This is a genomic window from Burkholderia sp. MSMB1072 (assembly GCF_001524725.1).
Taxonomy (GTDB): Bacteria; Pseudomonadota; Gammaproteobacteria; order Burkholderiales; family Burkholderiaceae; genus Burkholderia.
The window spans coordinates 57,135-72,400 of the sequence record NZ_LOYC01000066.1 but is presented as its reverse complement, the minus strand read 5'-3'; the positions used below and the strand labels follow the sequence as shown (position 1 = coordinate 72,400).

12 protein-coding genes and 1 pseudogene are annotated in these 15,266 nt (G+C 58.8%); 2 read left to right on the top strand and 11 right to left on the bottom strand.

The window, feature by feature from the left end:
- Positions 1-135 precede the first annotated feature (135 nt).
- Positions 136-369, top strand: coding sequence for a hypothetical protein (locus WS89_RS28620; RefSeq protein WP_059795465.1), 234 nt, complete (start codon positions 136-138; stop codon positions 367-369).
- 84 nt (positions 370-453) lie between these two features.
- On the opposite strand, the gene WS89_RS28615 is transcribed toward WS89_RS28620, so the two are convergent.
- Together WS89_RS28615 and WS89_RS28610 are read right to left on the bottom strand one after the other, a co-directional pair.
- Positions 454-1,029 carry a hypothetical protein gene (locus tag WS89_RS28615; protein WP_059795462.1) on the bottom strand — a complete coding sequence of 192 codons (576 nt, stop codon included), beginning with the start codon at positions 1,027-1,029 and terminating at the stop codon, positions 454-456.
- A gap of 1,178 nt (positions 1,030-2,207) precedes the next feature.
- Positions 2,208-3,207: pseudogene (locus WS89_RS28610) on the bottom strand (cache domain-containing protein); the annotation flags it as partial.
- On the opposite strand from WS89_RS28610, the gene WS89_RS34360 reads away from it, so the two are divergent.
- Positions 3,175-3,495 carry a hypothetical protein gene (locus WS89_RS34360; protein WP_179949894.1) on the top strand — a complete coding sequence of 107 codons (321 nt, stop codon included), beginning with the start codon at positions 3,175-3,177 and terminating at the stop codon, positions 3,493-3,495. The pseudogene WS89_RS28610 and the gene WS89_RS34360 overlap by 33 nt on opposite strands.
- Before the next feature lie 1,136 nt (positions 3,496-4,631).
- Here the strand turns inward: WS89_RS34360 and WS89_RS28605 are convergent.
- The 9 genes from WS89_RS28605 to WS89_RS28570 all read right to left on the bottom strand — a co-directional run bounded on the left by WS89_RS28605 (position 4,632) and on the right by WS89_RS28570 (position 15,242).
- On the bottom strand, positions 4,632-5,735 hold the full coding sequence (locus WS89_RS28605; RefSeq protein ID WP_059795459.1) for a porin: 1,104 nt from the start codon (positions 5,733-5,735) through the stop codon (positions 4,632-4,634).
- Positions 5,736-6,230: 495 nt separating this feature from the next.
- Positions 6,231-7,010, bottom strand: a complete 780-nt coding sequence (locus tag WS89_RS28600; RefSeq protein ID WP_059795458.1) for a cyclase family protein — start codon at positions 7,008-7,010, stop codon at positions 6,231-6,233.
- Positions 7,011-7,164: 154 nt separating this feature from the next.
- Positions 7,165-8,601 carry a purine-cytosine permease family protein gene (locus WS89_RS28595; RefSeq protein ID WP_059795456.1) on the bottom strand — a complete coding sequence of 479 codons (1,437 nt, stop codon included), beginning with the start codon at positions 8,599-8,601 and terminating at the stop codon, positions 7,165-7,167.
- A 371-nt stretch (positions 8,602-8,972) separates the two neighbouring features.
- Entirely contained in the window at positions 8,973-9,587 is a 615-nt protein-coding gene (locus WS89_RS28590) for an FMN-dependent NADH-azoreductase (protein WP_059795453.1), read from the bottom strand.
- Positions 9,588-9,704: 117 nt separating this feature from the next.
- Positions 9,705-10,109: a heme-binding protein gene (locus WS89_RS28585; protein WP_059795451.1), complete on the bottom strand. Its 405-nt coding sequence runs from the start codon at positions 10,107-10,109 to the stop codon at positions 9,705-9,707.
- Between the two features lie 297 nt (positions 10,110-10,406).
- Positions 10,407-11,273 (bottom strand): arylamine N-acetyltransferase family protein, encoded by an 867-nt coding sequence (locus tag WS89_RS28580; RefSeq protein ID WP_059795449.1) that lies wholly within the window; start codon positions 11,271-11,273, stop codon positions 10,407-10,409.
- A 58-nt stretch (positions 11,274-11,331) separates the two neighbouring features.
- Positions 11,332-12,408 (bottom strand): AraC family transcriptional regulator, encoded by a 1,077-nt coding sequence (locus WS89_RS28575; RefSeq protein ID WP_082742001.1) that lies wholly within the window; start codon positions 12,406-12,408, stop codon positions 11,332-11,334.
- A gap of 237 nt (positions 12,409-12,645) precedes the next feature.
- On the bottom strand, positions 12,646-12,861 hold the full coding sequence (locus WS89_RS33325; protein ID WP_082742000.1) for a 4-oxalocrotonate tautomerase: 216 nt from the start codon (positions 12,859-12,861) through the stop codon (positions 12,646-12,648).
- Between the two features lie 65 nt (positions 12,862-12,926).
- A complete protein-coding gene (locus WS89_RS28570; protein ID WP_059795445.1) occupies positions 12,927-15,242 on the bottom strand; it encodes a molybdopterin-dependent oxidoreductase in 2,316 nt (771 codons plus the stop codon).
- Positions 15,243-15,266 lie beyond the last annotated feature (24 nt).

Sequence of the window (15,266 nt, the reverse complement as noted above, 5' to 3'; positions counted from 1 at the left end):
CATTTATGTTTTCTGCGATGTCATCGCAGCAGGCCACATTTTATCCGGGAACTTGGTCATCTGGCATCCGCAAATGAGGTGCCTAATGCCGAACAACGGTTGCATCGCGCGCCCTACGGCACCACGCGGTTCTGAATGTTGTTCGGCGGCGCCGTGCGCTACCGTCTGCGTGTGCTGCTCGTGCTCGACAACTGCGAGACCGCGCGTGACATCGAACTAGCCGAAGAAAAGCTTACGGCCGGAGAACACGATCTCTTTCTGGTGAGGCTCGGAAAAGGCGAACTTAGCAACGACGTGGCGCGCGCCGTGGCCATCAAGGCCGCGCTGGGCGATCACGCCCACGTGCATGTTGATGCGAACCAGTGCTAGGACGAGGCAGCCGCCACATGGGCGATCGAACGGCTCGAAGCCGGGGGAATCGCCGTGATCGAGCAGTCACTGCCTCGCGCGGATCTAGAAGGAATGCGCCGACTGACCGAAAGGTTTGCGATTCCGTACGAGCGCGACGTTATTAACATACTCTTTGGCGAATGCCACGACATCCAAAATCGCCCGCCAGTTCCTCCCGCCCTGGTTTCTGCCGTATATGTACATTGTCGGCGTGAGGTATGATCGTCCATGCTCATTGGTTTCAATGTCGAAATGCCAATAGTCGGCGTGAATGATCTTGTTGCAGGCTTCACGAAGCTCCAGCTCAATAGCCACATCAGGCACCGTCATGTCACGGATCAGTGTTCCGCAAACGTCCGCTACGAGTTCGAGCACCTGATCGTGCGCATCATCGACTGCGCGTGCGGTCACCGCAAGGCTTAACAATATCCGCGAAATCTCGTCCTCCTCGCATTCCTGGAGGATGAAAAGCGGATCGCGCAGCTCAGCGTTATGCCTCGGCGCGGCGTGGATCCGATCCGCAAATTCCTTACTTGCGAGAAAGATTGCCAACAGGCGGTGCAAATCAATATACGTGGCCTGGATATTCGGCAGGTGCGCCCCCCGGACAGCACCCTGCAGTGGAACAAATTCGGCCATCGATTCCTCCTTCAAAGACGATCAGGTAGTGCCGTCGACGCAGTGAGCTTCGGCATTCTCAGCAGATTCGCCTTGTAGTCCAGCACGTCGCTCTCGCCGATGTCGAATCGGCGCAGTCAATCATCGCTTTCGGCGGTCGCGTCAAAATATGGTGCAGCCGTCCCCATCAAGCCGCGCTGCAAACGCCGCACTATCGTCGCACGAACGGCCTCAGGAGCACGCCCCCTTTCAACAAGGCGTCTGTTTGGGCATTTTTCGCCCACTCGATCAGTACTGCTCTGTCCATGGTCACCAGAATAGCGGAATCGGGGTCGGCGAGGGGGAAGGCGGATCCCCATCCGGCGACCGCGGTGCGAAGACACTTTGCGCACGTTTCGTCGCCCCCTCAAGCTCATCGAACGGGGTCCGGGGCGCTTTCGACGCACCATCCGTCGCGTCTCGAGGCGCAGGTCCGAGTACCGGGAACTCATTAGTCGTTTCTCGCTTCTTCCCCTCGTCGTCAGGGCACCCGCAATCTTCTGGCGTCGAAAGGACTGCGGAAGCGTTGGGGCCAGCGATATCTTCATCTTGCCTTTGATGACGGGTTGAATAGAGTCGAATCCGGCAATAAGTGGCGCTATGGCCTCGGTCACACCGAGAGGTTTTCCAAGGTGAAGAGTCCATGACCGACGCCGCTGGACGCCATTTGGCCGTCAAGCCGACCTTTCCCCTAGTGACCGCCACCGCCCGAACGAAGTCGCTACGGCCCGCGACGTCATAATCCGTGCATTCGCCATAAAACTCTGCCCCCTTCTCCCCTACGACGGCGACACTGATGAGTTGTAGCGCCTCCAAGCGCGTGAACTCAGTGTCGATGAAGAAGCGGTTTACCCAACCGCCACTGCTCTGGGACGGTGCCGACCAAATTGGCCCATTCTGAAATCGACTATCTATCGCCTCTGCCTGTCCTGCGTCCATTCAGCTTGGGAGCCTGCGCTTGCTCCCCGCCTCATTACGAGAGCCCGGGCCCGCCCTCATCCCCCCAACGTCTCAGCCACGCGACCTGCTTGCGGCTCAGATTCTTGACCGAGCGCGCAGTTTGCGCGGACCGAGATTGCATCCGGATGCAGAACAGTGTCGTGATGAAACGTTTTCGCGGGTCATCGACCTTCGCTTAGCTCCCCCTAGAGCGGATCGAAGGCGAAGGGAAGCAACCAGACCACCGCACAGAACGATGCGTCGATGACGGACGCCGACACGCCGACCGTCCACGATAGGCTCCGGATGCCCGCCAACACGTCGCTTTCGGCCAGCGCGACAACCGCGATCAGCGGCGCGCCCGGTATCCGCTGGAACGTATACAACCGCACGACGCCGTCGATGCTCGAACGCGCGGGATAGAAAAAGCCCGAGTCGCTGTCCACCATCCGCTTGAATGATTTCGAGCGACGCAGGCGGTTCATCTGGCCGTCGTTCCACGACGGGTTTCCCGCGAAGATCGTGCCGTCGCGCACGATCGCGCTGCCCCCGTTCGGCCCGACATCGAGACGGGACAGGAGCTGTTCGAAGTAGGTAAGATCGACGGCGGCGACCGCGGTCCCGTTGAACGCATGATCCGGCTGCTCGATACCCCGCGACAGCGCGATGGATTCCTTGCCAGCGCGCGAGCGTGCACGATAGGGCCGGGATACGTAGAGCCCGACGTCGTTCGCATCGCGATGGACCTTGAAGTAGTCGCGATCGTCGAAGTCCCATCGCTGGGTCGAGCTGCAGCATCCGTCGATCAGCCGGCCGTGCCTGTCGGTCACGCCCATGCCGGTCACGTATTGCGCCGCGGTGCGCTCGAACAGCAGGTCGTGCCGCAACCTGACGTCCATGCGCTGCACGGCCGGCTTGCCGAGATCGGCAACCAGCGCGATCAGCGCGGTGTTCGCCGTTTCGACCGTCCTCGCCATCTGGCTCGCCAGTACGGCCGCAACGTTGCGCGACGTCTCGTGCGCGTGCTCGACGACTTCGCTGTGCGCGGCCCATAGCGTCACCGCGCTGATCCGAGCGCCGCGAGCGACATCAGCGTACCCAATGCACCGACGACGAACGGGTTGCATCCGGCCCGTCGGCGATTTTCTCGATCGAAGTGAATGCGGGCGTGCTCGCGCTCGTTTTGAGATGCCAGCCGCAATTGCGCCGGTGCGGATTCAATTCCCGGTTAACGGCACGGTTCACAAAAGATCGAGGCCGGCATGGCCGCCCATCGACCAAATCGGCATCGCGCCGGCGACGCAAGCGTGTGCGGCCACGCGGCAATACACCCGATCGGGGTCCGGACCGATGCCGGTCACGTCGATTGATAACTACATTGCATCAATTATTCTAAAAATTGCACTTATCGTTGGATCGATGCCGCGTCAACATTCCAAAAAACGCCGCTCGATCAACGCTTCTCACCTTTTCGATCCGGCAGCGGATCACCTCGCCTTTGCGATATGAGTAGCCATTTCGGCCAGTGGCGCACATGAACCTTTCATTTTTTTAAATTAGTACTTAGGAGAACGAAGTCCAGAACGAATAGCACAACGCATCCAGATCAACGCTGCAAATCACTTACCCGCTTAGTTGAGAAGGGGTCACCACGGTGGTTTCGGTTCTTATTAAGTGACCGGCGGACCAGCAGCGTGTCTGCCTCAGTCAAAACTCAGATAGCCAAGGAGTATTATCAATGAAAATCTTGAAGGTTATTGTGGCACTCGCATTCATTACTGTCTCTGCAGCATCGGCCTTCGCTCAGAGCCATCCTGGTCCCTGCGAAGTATGGAGTGACCCCGGTTCCGCTTGCCTGAAGTAATTGTAGCTTCGTGGCAAAGTGCGGTAGGCGTTCGTCCCGGATACCGGCCGCACTACCTGACATTCTTCGTTGACCAACCGCTGATGCGTGATGGCCTATTCCTCGAGACGAGTGGGATTCAATCCCAGCGGGACCACTGAACCGATAACCGGTCACGACTTTCGTACAAATGCTTCAATGAACCTACATGAGATGGGGTGGAAGGACGAAGTGGTCGAGGTGCAACTGTCGCATAAAGATAAGGACGGACTCGGTCGACATACAACCATGCCACGTACTTGGCAGAGCGCGGTGAAATGATGCAAGCATGGGCTGATCGAAATTCAGCCACACGACTCGCCCCCCCCTGCGAGCTCTGTTGGGCGCTCACTCTACTCGCAAGCGTGGCAGTCGTTGCGACGATAGCGCCTGATAAAACACTTGCGCGAGTCGCATCGACGTTCCTCCGCATCTCCCCTCCCAACATGCGCGGCAACTGTGTGCTTTTTTGGTTCAACCTACGGCAGTCCCGATCGTCGATGTTCCCGTCAATCGGCAAACGAACTCGAGTGCTGTCACGATTCCCAACACGAGCATTGGCGAAAAATCCATATCTTTGAACGCATGCGTACTATATCAAGTATAGGCGAATTGGCATCCTGGCATCAAAACATCGATTCAGTGCCTTGCTCGATACACGAGCGACCGCTCGAGGCGTGAGGCCGGTAACGAGCTCAAGCGCCACCGGCGTCGGACAACGCCAGGTGAACACCCAGCGCCTCATGCCGCCCTTCACGTACCGTCAAAAGATGTGCCGCATGCCGATCCGCAGCGCGAGTTGGTTTCGACCGGACGATGGACCGAACAGCGTGATTTGCGCTTGCGCGCCGTTGCCGGACGTACGTTGGAATGCGGCGGTCGCGTATATGTCCGTACGCTTCGAAAGAGAATAGTCGAACGTTGTGTTGACTTGCTGCGCCTTGTTTCCATTGAGTACCGCGTTTCCGTCCATGAACTGATAAGCCACGGCGATACGCAGGAAAGGGTTGACGGGATACATGCCACCGACCTCGTAGACATTCACGGCTCCGCCGGTTGCCGTATTTCTCGTATTTGTATAGAGAAGGTCGACATAGGCGGGGCCGACAAACACACCGCCACCGAGGCCAAAGTTCCGGATCCCCGAATTCCCGTTGTTCATGGTCGGGTAACGAACATACGTGTAGGCAGCGTCGAGATTGAACAGACTGTTACCATAGTCGATGCCGAAGCTCTGCGAGCTATTTTGCGAAAATGCACCTGCCACACCGCCGAATCCGTACATGGCGCCAAAACTGAATCCCTTGATATCCGGACTCTCGTACTTGATCGCGTTGGAGACACGCTGCCCCGATACGCGATCGAAATCGAACCCGCCAGCTGGTAGATTGGGAACATCCAACGCGTTGAAGGGGCCTTGACGGAGGTTCTGAAGCGTAATGACCGGAAACTCCGGGCCGTAGCGGCGAATCGCCAGCGACGTAAACATGAAGTCATACTGATTACCCAATGTCACACGGCCCCATTTTTTGTCCGCCAACGCCAGATAGGTCTGTCGACCGAACGTATTTCCGATCGACGCACCAGTTCCCTCATTGAATTGCCCCTCGATCACAAATGTCGCCGACAGCCCTCCCCCCAAGTCTTCCTTGCCGCGGAATCCGAACAAGTTCGGCGCAATCACACCACTACCGAAAGAGAACTGCCTGTGCCCTCCGACGTTGCTGACGTAATCGAGGCCTGTATCCATTACCCCGTATATTTCGACGCTGCTTTGCGCATGTGCAGCGATCGCCACGCATCCGAACGATGCAGCAACCGCAACAGTCAATGCGGCAGTCCTGCACTTGATTGCCTCCCCTTTCATCCCTGCTCTCCTCTCGCCGATCAAGATTGAACTTCGATAGCTGCACCCGATGGTGTGTCGTCCATGACCGGGCACGACTCGATCATCAAAGTCCAAAAGTCGTCCAGCCATCCAATTTCTGCACGATTAATCCGAATGACGAAGATTAGTACGCCTACATCATCGACGTCGAACTGAATGCTCCTGGCGCTGCAATTGGGTCGCCGGGCAACGCAGCGTGATCGCGGTATGCGAGACCGCAATCTCGCAAGATATCGGGGATGCTTGATGTCGGAATATCATCTGACTCGAGATCGCGAACGGAGGAGTCGAGAGGGAACGCGTGCATGTCCGGTTGCGGCGACGGGTCCACTTCGTACCGGGAATCGACGCCGAGGAGGCGATAGCGCATGAGGACTGCGAGTCCGGGATAGATATCCCAGGAGCGAGGCGTATATGCACGGCAAAAAAATTCGGGGGCACCAAGCCAACCGTGCCCCCCAACCAGCTAAGTGCTTAACGCTCCACCAGCGCGAGTACCCGGCACGGGCTACCCGAACCGCGCTTGATCTTCAGCGGCGGCGTAATCAGCATCGATCCAGTGGGCGGCAAACGGTCCAGGTTCGCCAGGCTCGACAGGCCGAACTTGTTGCTGCCGTGCATCGTATGGTGACACGGGAACGGCTTCGCAAACGTGTAGGCCTGCCCGGCGTCGGTGCCGACGGGTTCCGTACCAAAACCGATCACATCGCGCTCCTTGGCCAAAAATTCCGGCAGATCCTCCGACGGTCCGGGCGAATGACCACCGTCCTCCCGCGTATTCAAGAAGCCATCGGTCAAATTGCGCGACGACCAGCCCGTGCGCATCAACACCCACGCGCCGGCAGGAATTCGCCCGTAGTCCTTCTCCCAAGCCTCGACATCGGCAACGGTCAACAGGAAATCCTCGTTTTCCTTCACCCGATCCGACACATCGATCACACACGCCGGCGCGATGAATTTCTGCACCGAGATGGTGTCCGTCGCACCGTCCGGATAGTCCTTGCCCGTGATCCAGTGCACCGGCGCATCGAAGTGCGTCCCGGTGTGTTCGCCGCACGAGAAGTTGTTCCAATACCAGTTCGGCCCCCGTTCGTCGAAGTTCGAGATCTCGTCCAGGCGGAACGGGGCCGTCTGACCGTATTGCGGCGGCAGCCCGATGATCGGCGTGCGCGCCTGCAAGGTATGGCTCAAGTCGATGACCTCGATCGCCCCCTGTGCGATCGCTTCTGAAAACTGCTTCAGGATGTTGCTCATACGTAGTACTCCTTGGCTCTCTCTTTGTTACGGCTTGAAAAGCGGTTTCGACGTAACCGTCGATGGTGTGCCCAACGTCTCGTCGAGCATGAAACGCGGTGACCGCGTCAACTGCAATGCGCTTGCCGGGTTATCGCTTCGTGAACGATGCCGGTCAGAGCATCGCTGCTGCTGGGCGACCCGTGCGGCTCGGCTTGAGAACCGTCAGGCGCAATGCGGGATAAACCACGATGCAAATCGCAACGGTCGTGATGGCTTCCACGGGAATGATCTGTGCGAGCAGATAGTGCGAGGTGATCACCGCGACGATCAGTGTGACGACCCCTGCCCAATTGACGTTCTCCGCCGGCGCCTTCAAATCCAGCTCTTCCTTCGACACACGCCTGACGATGAAAAAGTCAGCGACGACGATGCCCGCGAACGCCGTCGTCAGCACCCCGAGGATCGTGATCCAGGAATTGACCAGCGCAAGAATTTGCCCATAGAGCATCAGCAATCCGACGATATTGGCAAGAACCACGAACGTCAGTCGGCCGGGACGGAAGTTGAGTGCGTCGAAAAGATTGGAGAGCGACAAGGATGCACTGTACGTGTTCAGCACCTGCGTCTTGCCCTGTGCAAGGACCATCAGCAAAGCCCCCATCACACCACCGAAGACCACGAATGCGGCGGTAATGCTGTCCGGGCTTTGCAGCGACGCGTGCATCGCGGCCTCCCGTGTCATACCGGCCGTATGCATGTAGAAATCCACGAGCGAAGGGATACCCGCGTACATGATCACACCGCCGAGTACGAGCATCAGCACATCCATCGAAAGATTGCCCAGCAACGCGGCGATTCCAATGTCTCGCGAGCGGCAAGCATACCGGCCGAGATCGGCGTCGAACAATGCAAGCGCGCCCGCGGACCCGATCAGGACGTTCACGGCGAAGATGAACTTGTGCATGTCGCTGCCTGCACCCATCGCCTTGAGCGTATCGACCGGAAATTGCGATCCAAACGAAAACAGGTCGTCTGCAGTGTGCGGACTACTGGAAATGACCACTTCCATGATGTAGGCCAGCACGATCAGCGACAGAATCAGAGCAATCGACGAGACCCGGGCAACGAGCTTGAATCCGTATGCCGTGAGGAACACCCAGAGGATCGTCATCAAGCCATAAATGACGATTCTTGCAGTGAGCGTATCCGCGATCCCTAGGTAGAAGATGAAGCCCTTGTACAACAGCGCATTCTCGAGCGCCAGAAATCCGATGATCATGAACGCGAAAATCAGCGAAGAGACGATCGACCCTCTGCGACCGAACCCGAAGTAACGGGACATGACGGTACTGGAAAGACCCGACCGATACGCGACATGGCCGCACGCCCAGCCAAGCAGCGCACCGACAACGGTCACAAGAACACCGGCGAGCAAGCCGATCTTGATACCGGCTACGAACGTAACCAACGCGCCGAAAAATAGCTGAACCAGGGATACGACGATGCCGGCCGTACTCCAGGTCAAGGACAGCCATCCTTGCCGAGCATCGTCCGGCACGGGCTCCAACGCGTGGTCCTCCATCTTCACGCTCAAACTTTCTTCCTTCATTTCTCGCTCCTGTTAATACCGCTAGTCACTCGCTGGCCCGGTGGCTCGAACGTCACACTCTACATATATGTACGTATACGTACTATATGAAAAGTAGTCCGATGATTTAATGCTGTCTATAGGGGAAACCACAATTCGATTCAAACGACGTTAAACGGCAAATCCATCATGCTGATATCGGCCGCCTCCGTCGCTCGACTAGGCAAAAATGGATCCCGCTTCATTCTTCTATCATTCGCATTCCTATCCATTGCACAAGCGTTCCGAACACAATACGTTCCGCGTTTCAATCGCAGCGCATCACCCAGTGCCTACCACAAGCCGCATTGTCGACAAGGTCGTCATCTCACGTCGGCGCGATCACGATTTCTTCAATCGCGGATGGTCCATTGCGCTGCTTTTTCTTCGAGTACGGTAAGCGGCTCTTCAACAAAAGCGAGACCGGTGGCATGCACGAAGGTAATGTCTTTGATCCCAATCACGCCCAACACGGTGGTCAGGTAAGGTCGGAAGAAATCCGGTTGGCGAGGCGGTTCGTGAAACATCGCGCCGCCGGACGTGACTGCGATATACGTGGGGCGATCGCGCAACAAGCCCACCTTGCCTTTTTCCGTTGCCGCGAACGTTACGTCGCGGCGAACGACAAGGTCGATCCAGGTCTTGAGTGCGGCGGGCACAGTGAAGTTATGCACCGGGGTCGAGATCCACAGTATGTCCGCTGCGTCGAGCTCCTGAATCAGTTGATCGGAAACGGCAAGCGCCGCGCCATACTGCTCTCTTGCCTCCGTGGCGGGTAAAAGCAGGGATTCGGCATATTCGGCTGTAAGAGGCGGCAGCGGCTCGGTGCCGATCTTGCGCCGTGTCACCTGAATGTTTCCGCCGGTGCGGGCAGTCAACGCAGGCAGCAAATGCTCGGTGAAGTACCGACTTGTCGAGTTGTCGGTCCGCGGGCTGCAATCAAGCAGAAGCAAATTTGTAGCGTTCATCAGTCAATCCATGCTGAATCAAAGCGGCGCTCAGGCCCCGCGATTGAAGGCCGAACACGTGGCGCGCTTCGCCTGTTCGGTGGCAACCAGTATCAATGGCGATATCGGCGGCCTGCATCAACGGGCGAGCGTATTCGCCCCCGCCTTTGCAATCCGGGCGTCTTCACCAGGCTTGACACCCGAGACGCCGATGGCGCCCACCACCTGCCCGTCGACAACGACTGGAACGCCACCCTCCAGCGTCGCGACGAGAGGCGCACTGACAAATGCCGTTCTGCCGGCGTTGATCATTTCCTCGTACATCCGCGACTCGCGGCGTCCGAGCGCCGACGTACGCGCTTTGCCAATGGCCATTTCGGCAGCGATCGGCGCGCAATCGTCGAGTCGAAGCAAGCCAAGCAGATGACCACCGTCATCGACCACGGCGATCGCTACCGGCCATTGGTTCGATTCGGCCTCGACACGTGCCGCATCCATGATTCGTTCAACCTCTGCGACGGTCAAAACAGACTTTCTTTGCACCTTCGTTTCTCTCCAGTTGTTTCAGCGTGCGGTACCACGCCGTAGAACGGTATGGGGTGGTTAGGCGCGAAAATGGCGTCGAACACGGGCCCTCCTTGAACCTATCGTCTGGCGACACAAATCGCGCCGCCATCCGGTTTCGGCAACATAAATCCCGTGAGCGAAAGAGAGATTCAGTAGCCCGCGTTACCAGTTACAACTGGTTGGCTATTGGCGGCCTTACCGCGCCAGCGGGGCGCACGATGCCCTCGCGGCGCGGCCGTACTGGCCGCGATGGTGTGTCGCGTTACCGCCCCTTCACGGAAGGCGTGCGAGCGCCGCGTCGAGTGCAGCCGACTCCTCGGGCAAAGTGATGCCCAATTCACCGTGAAGGACGCTGCGCAGTTCCCGCACATCCGACAGCTCGCGCTTGTGCGTTCCGGTTTGCTGATCGTGAATATGCAGCGTGCGGTTGAAAAGTCCGATACGCCTGCCCGGTGCAAGGCGCGCGCCAAGCAGGTTGCTCACGAACACCGAGCTCGGATATGTCGACACGAAGTGATTCGACATATCGTAGTCGACCGGGTACTGCGGGTCGAAATCGAAGCGGTACACCGGCTTCCACTGATCCTCGATCTGGACCTCCAGCACGAAGGCCGGTAGGCCTGCACGATCGGCGCCGGCGTGGAAGGGCGAATCCTGAATCCGGAATACGCCATGCGGTGTCGTCTGTTCCAGATTCGTCTGCAGCAAGAGCGGAGCGGACAGCGTCATCCCGCCGAAGCCGACATCGGTCAGATAGCGCTCCCCGTCGACCTCAACAATCAGGATCATGTGCGTACGCGGCGGCATGCCGAGTGATGCGTCATGACCCCAAAGCACGCGCGCGGCATAGCTTCGGACTGTATAACCCAGCAGTTCGAGCACGTGCCGAAACAGCAGATTGTGCTCGAAGCAGTAACCACCCCGACCAGCTTGCACCAGCTTCCGTTGGATCGATGCGAGGTCGATTCGCACCGGTCGGCCGAGCAATACGTCGAGATTTTCGAAAGGGATTGCCTCGGGATGCAACCGGTGCAGTAAACACAACGTGTCGAGGGCAGATCCCGCCGGCGGCTCGGCCGATTGATAGCCGATACGCTTGAAGTAGCCGGCGAGATCGAGCGCCTCGTGCGGTTCGGTCATTGCTTGCTCCATGTCACTTGAAAAACCGGTTCTCATACGCGTCGCAAGCATGTCCTCGCTAGCCTGCGAAAGCCTCGATCTGTTCGATCCGACCGTCGTGCTCCGCAGGCCCAAAGCGCCCCACGTCCTTCAGCGTATCCTGAGGGCGTACACCGAATCGACGGCGATAGTGCGACGTGAAGTGACCGTAATGTTCGAAACCCCAGCGTAACGCCACTTCCGTCAGACGCATCGTCGCCGGATCGCCCGCGGTGAGTTCCGCGTGAACGGCCGTCAGGCGAAGGTCACGCAAAAACGACATAGGCGACTGACCGTGTGTCTGGCGGAACGCGTAAAAAAGCGCCCTTGGACTGACTCCGACGGCACGGGCAATCTGCTCCACCGAGGTCGCCTCAGCGAGATGCGCTCGCATATAGTCCTCCGCGCGCTTCACGTAGGCCGGCCTGACCGTCCTGCGGTCGCACATGTCATTCAGGTTTTCCGACCAGTTGCTGGGTTGCGCGAGCAACAGCGTATCGATCAGCAGACGTTCCCAGCGTTCGCAATACGCGGGGCGTGCGAGCAAGTCGGGACACGCCGCACTGACCTGAAGAATGTAAGACAGCGTAGCCAGCCACGCCTGGCCGGCAGGCCCGAAAAGGCACAATTTCGGTTGAAAGCGCAAACCTTGCCTGGGAAGCGATTCGATATGCTCCATGCACGCGCGCTCCAGCGCCTTCTGCTCTATACGGACAACGATTTGTTCCAACTCGGCCGAAAATTGCAGCCGTATCGCCTCTTGAGGCGACAGGATGGCAGCAACATCGGGACTGCCCGACACCAGCTGCTTTCCGACCGAGTAAAGCGAGGTGCCGCGAACGGGCATCTGAACCAGCGTGAAGCTTTCCAGCTCGTCACAGTCGACCTGGACTTCCGCTCCGTACTGCAGATAGAAAACGCGCAAACTGCCAATCTTGAGTGAGCGCAGCGCAGCGTCGATCTCGCCGCGACCTCCGGCAACCGACATCTCGTGCGGCTTGATTGCTTGCCCTACCAGGTCGATCACGCTTTCTCGATTCATCCTGCCTTCGAAATGAACGCCAAAATGCTCGAAGGCGTCCCGCGTGCCGTTGTACAAACTCGGATAAGTGTTCATGACATCCTCAGCTTCCCGGGGACGGACGGGAGCACCGCCTCCAGAGACTCCCCGGCCCGGATGTCGCTCAGAGAATGCAGTTCCCGACCGTCACAACCACATCAAAGCATGCATAGGTACGCCCGACTAAGTACGTGCACGTCGTATTTTTCTTTGAATTTAATCACCGCAAATTTCAGTGTCAAGACTATCGGAAACCCTCGAAGCGCCGTTCCGCATCCGCTTTCGGAATCGATACTATGCATCCTTCCCTCGTTGCGGATCGGCAGCGACTGAAGACTTCGGTACACCGCCGACGCCCCAGTGTCCGGCCGGCACCTCTTGCAGGATGACCCGCACCGACTCTCTCGGTGCACCCAGCGCGGTCACAGCTGCTTCGGTCAAACCGGCGATCAACGCGGTTTTCTCTGCCGTCGTCCGACCGTCGATGAGCATGACCTGTATCAAAGGCACAGCCCTCTCCTTGATTCGATGGTTTTCGATTTGCCTTCGCGGCGGCCGGAACGAGGTTCCGACACTTACTCCGAGGAAAACACGGGAAGGTCGAACGCCGTGACGCGCGGCGGCTGCGCGAACTTCTCGACCTCGATCAGCACCGTTTGTGCGACCGATCCCTGTCCCAACCGCGATGTCCCCTTGTCGAGCGTCACTACGTTGGGATTTCCGTGCTTCTCGAGAGAGCAATCGGCACTGGGGTCTTCAGGGTCGAACCATGCGCCTGTCGGAATCTGCGCGACGCCGTTCATCAAATCCCCACTAACCCGCGCCGATGCGAGAAATGCCCCGCGATCGTTATAGACGCGCACGATATCGCCGTCTTCGATACCGCGCTCGGCGGCGTCTCGCGGCGAGAGACTCAACACCTCTCGACCATTGCGCTTGAACTGAACACTGACCGGACTCGGATCGAGCTGGCTATGCAGCTTGCCGGCGGGCTGATTCGATAGCAGATGCAGCGGAAATCTTGCAGCCTTTTCGCCGCCGAGCCATTCGGCCGGTTCCAGCCATGTCGGATGCGGAGGGCAATCGTCATACCCATATTCCGCTATCCGCTGCGAAAAGAGTTCGATCTTGCCGGAAGGCGTCTTGAGGCGACGTGCGGCGGGATCGGCGCGGAAATCCGCCAATAACGCCGACTCCAGATACTCGTCGCCGGATGGGAACTCATACGACCCTCGCTCCCAGAACGAATCGAAATCCGGCGGCGCATAGCCCAGACCAATCGCGCGCTCGCGAGCTTGAGCATACATGTGGCGCAGCCACTCCATCTCGTTGCGTCCTTCGGTATAAGCGTCCCCGAAGCCCATCCGTTCCGACAGCTCCGCAAATACATCGAAGTCGTTGCGCGACTGTGCGACGGGCGGAATCACCTGATGCATCGCGATCCAGTGACGCTGCAGTTCCGTCGCGAGGATGTCGTTGCGCTCCATGGTTGTCGTCGCCGGCAACACGACATCGGCATATCTCGCCGGCGGGTTCCACCACGGTTCATGTACGACCACGAAATCCGGCCGCCGCCAGGCTTGCACGAACCGGTTCAGATTCGTGTTGTGATGAAAGGGGTTGCCGCCAACCGAATAGATCAGCTTGATATCGGGCATCCGGATCGTCGATCCGTCGTATTCGAGCTCGGAGCCCGGATCGAGCAGCATGTCCGCCACGCGTCCAACCGGTACGTAAGCGCGTACGGGATTGGGGCCAAGAGGAAACGTCGGGCGCGGAATGTCGCGAGGCCGGCGCACGGCAATCCCAGCAACGGCGCCAATACCGAAGCTGAACCCGCAACCCGGCTCGCCAATCTGCCCGAGCAGACTAGCCAGCGCGATCGTCATCCATACCGGCTGCTCGCCGTGATCGGCGCGCTGGACTGACCAGGCTGTCGCAATCAGCGTTTTATGTGCCGCCATCCTGCGAGCAAGATCGCGGATGGTGTCGGCAGCCACGCCGCAGATGCGCGAGGCCCATACCGCATTCTTCGGCACGCCGTCGGTTTCCCCAAGCAGATAACGTCTGAACGGCTCGAATCCCTCGCAATAGACATCGAGGAATCGCTTGTCATGCAGGTTCTCGCTCACCAGCACATGCGCAAGCCCCAGCATCATCGCCGTATCGGTATTCGGAACGATCGGCAGCCAGTCGGCCTTCAGCAGTTCGGACACGTTGTCGCGGGCCGGACTTATGTTGACGAACTGGACGTTCGAGCGCGCGATGCGCTCGATCCACTGCTCGGCCTCATGGACCGCGGCACCTCCAGCGTCGATCTGCATGTTCTTGACGTGGGCGCCACCGAACATCACGACAAGTTCCGTATGCTCGGCAATATGCACCCACGGGACAGCCATCGACGTGACGTCGGACGAACCGATCACATACGGCGCGATGTGCATCGCCGCGCCAAAGCTGTGATTGCCCCGTTTGTCGACGTAGCCGCCGAACAGGCCCAGGAATCGCTTCAGTACGCTCGGGGAATGGTGCAGCCGCCCTGCGCTGGCCCAACCGTAGGAGCCGCCGTATATCGCTTCGTTGCCGAACTCGGACTTGACGCGGCGCAGCCCGTCTTCGACCAGATCCATCGCGACGTCCCACGTGACCGGCACGAACGGTTCCGCGCCGCGCCCCGCTCGAGACGCCCCCCGGCTCTTCAAATACCCGGCGCGGACGTACGGCTGGTCGATGCGCAGCGGGCTGCGCACCATCTGCGGCAGTGCCTGGATCAGAGCAGGCGGGCCCGGATCTTCGTTGAACGCAGTCACGCCCGAGATTTCACCGTCCTTCAGGTGAACGTCATAGACGCCCCAGTGCGACGCAGTCTGAATCCGCTTTGAATCGCTCATTTTCCGACTTCCGAGAGTAAGGCT

Coding starts and splice junctions, on each gene's coding strand:
- WS89_RS28600 (WP_059795458.1), bottom strand. CDS start 7,010: ATGAGCAACATCCTGAAGCAGTTTTCAGAAGCGATCGCACAGGGGGCG.
- WS89_RS28620 (WP_059795465.1), top strand. CDS start 136: ATGTTGTTCGGCGGCGCCGTGCGCTACCGTCTGCGTGTGCTGCTCGTG.
- WS89_RS28595 (WP_059795456.1), bottom strand. CDS start 8,601: ATGAAGGAAGAAAGTTTGAGCGTGAAGATGGAGGACCACGCGTTGGAG.
- WS89_RS34360 (WP_179949894.1), top strand. CDS start 3,175: ATGCCAGCCGCAATTGCGCCGGTGCGGATTCAATTCCCGGTTAACGGC.
- WS89_RS28570 (WP_059795445.1), bottom strand. CDS start 15,242: ATGAGCGATTCAAAGCGGATTCAGACTGCGTCGCACTGGGGCGTCTAT.
- WS89_RS28580 (WP_059795449.1), bottom strand. CDS start 11,273: ATGACCGAACCGCACGAGGCGCTCGATCTCGCCGGCTACTTCAAGCGT.
- WS89_RS28590 (WP_059795453.1), bottom strand. CDS start 9,587: ATGAACGCTACAAATTTGCTTCTGCTTGATTGCAGCCCGCGGACCGAC.
- WS89_RS28615 (WP_059795462.1), bottom strand. CDS start 1,029: ATGGCCGAATTTGTTCCACTGCAGGGTGCTGTCCGGGGGGCGCACCTG.
- WS89_RS28575 (WP_082742001.1), bottom strand. CDS start 12,408: ATGAACACTTATCCGAGTTTGTACAACGGCACGCGGGACGCCTTCGAG.
- WS89_RS28605 (WP_059795459.1), bottom strand. CDS start 5,735: ATGAAAGGGGAGGCAATCAAGTGCAGGACTGCCGCATTGACTGTTGCG.